Here is a 1,493-nt window from a genome sequence, read left to right as displayed (position 1 = left end):
GTTGTGTGAGTCTTTATTAAATATGAATAACTCAGGTGGAATAGTGACAATCACTTTTAAATATATGGGGAATGGTGTTATCAATTTAATTTCATGGAATTAGAAATCTATCAATTTGCAAATAAGAAAGCCATTATAGTGCAATTATAAGTGATAAATTCGCTCTAGTAACAATCAATATTTGTAGCGGCCGATAAATATTGGTCGTATTGAATCACCATTACTTCACATGTTTAGAATTTTCCATATTTTTCAAAACTGAAATCTATAGTGGTTCACTAAAACTGGCCACTGATATAGAATTTTCCCATATTTTTATTTATGCGAACAAGGCATACACTGATGGCATTCGTAACTCAGAAATGTCCAAAAGTGTGACAGGATAGCTTAGCAATAAGAAACTAAGCACAAATCAGTCGATCAAATTTTAGTAATACCACAGAGTCGGGAGTTGCTACTCTAATAGTGACGATTCAAAGAGAGGAATTGATGATGAAGAATACTAAACTCAATATATTGCTTTTAAAATGTGACGCAACGGCACCAGTTCCTGATGATTTAACTGCATGGCTTGATTCTCCTTCTGTCGGAAATGAAATTATTACTGGTCACGATGAGATATCTCTGAGTTCTGATGATGAATATCGTGCCGCTTTAAAGACAATCGAAGGATTGTTTGATGCAATACCTAATACCGCTGAATTGGAAGGTTTTTTATCTATTCTTGAAAATGACATGCAACAACACCCCGACAAATTAGTGCCGCTCACAGCAAGTATGCGTAGAAGTGCTGAAAGTTTAGTTGAAAGTGTAGAAATTGATTTTGGTGATCAGTTATTAGACGAGTTGTAGGTAATTGGGAGACTAGAAGTTATCTGAAAACCTAACTTTGTTCGCTCTTTGTAACGCAGAAATGTCCATTTCCGAGTTAAATAAACACATATCAGCTCCATCATAACCTTAGTTAATAATCTTATAAGTTTACTACTAATTATCACTGCTGCTATAGGTATAAATTAATGAGGCTCACTTTAAGCATTAGCACTAATCTAGTTGTACTTTATATTTGAGTCTGGCTGGTAGAATTTCATCAAACTCACAGTCAAGTGCATTAACGATTTTGTATAGAGTTTCCAGTTTGATGTTGACGCAACCTCTTTCCATTTTCCCGTAATTACCTCTTTCAATACCGACATATGCTGCAAATGCCTCTTGAGAATAGCCAGCATTAACTCTTAGGTATCTTAATTTCTCGCCAAATTCAATTACTAAATCACTCACCTATCAACACTCCAGGTAAAATGATTAGATTTTCATATTGAGGTACAAGCCACCACGCCCTATAATACCCATTCGAGATAAATTATTAACCTGAGCTTCGGATAAGAAATTAGCTCCCCAAAGGAACTAAATGCTCGTTCCTTGATCCGATCATTCGACCAAGAGTGATTAGAAAAAGGAACGAGCATGAATAAATTAGTTGAAACCTACTG

The 1,493-nt window shown here is 35.2% G+C and carries 2 protein-coding genes; one reads left to right on the top strand and one right to left on the bottom strand.

Translation table 11 applies throughout. The annotated features are described in order from the left end of the window. Window positions 1-489: 489 nt before the first annotated feature. A complete protein-coding gene (locus IEY48_RS20205; RefSeq protein ID WP_229785903.1) occupies window positions 490-852 on the top strand; it encodes an AbrB/MazE/SpoVT family DNA-binding domain-containing protein in 363 nt (120 codons plus the stop codon). A gap of 192 nt (window positions 853-1,044) precedes the next feature. Here the strand turns inward: IEY48_RS20205 and IEY48_RS20200 are convergent, their stop codons facing one another. After that, window positions 1,045-1,281 carry a helix-turn-helix domain-containing protein gene (locus IEY48_RS20200; RefSeq protein WP_150139088.1) on the bottom strand — a complete coding sequence of 79 codons (237 nt, stop codon included), beginning with the start codon at window positions 1,279-1,281 and terminating at the stop codon, window positions 1,045-1,047. Window positions 1,282-1,493: the final 212 nt, after the last annotated feature.

Source organism: Shewanella saliphila (assembly GCF_014648295.1).
GTDB classification, from domain to species: Bacteria; Pseudomonadota; Gammaproteobacteria; order Enterobacterales; family Shewanellaceae; genus Shewanella; species Shewanella saliphila.
This window is presented reverse-complemented; position numbering and strand designations above follow the sequence as displayed.

What these genes read in the sequence shown, in the direction of transcription:
- IEY48_RS20205 (WP_229785903.1), top strand. Translation starts at nt 490, where the DNA reads ATGATGAAGAATACTAAACTCAATATATTGCTTTTAAAATGTGACGCA.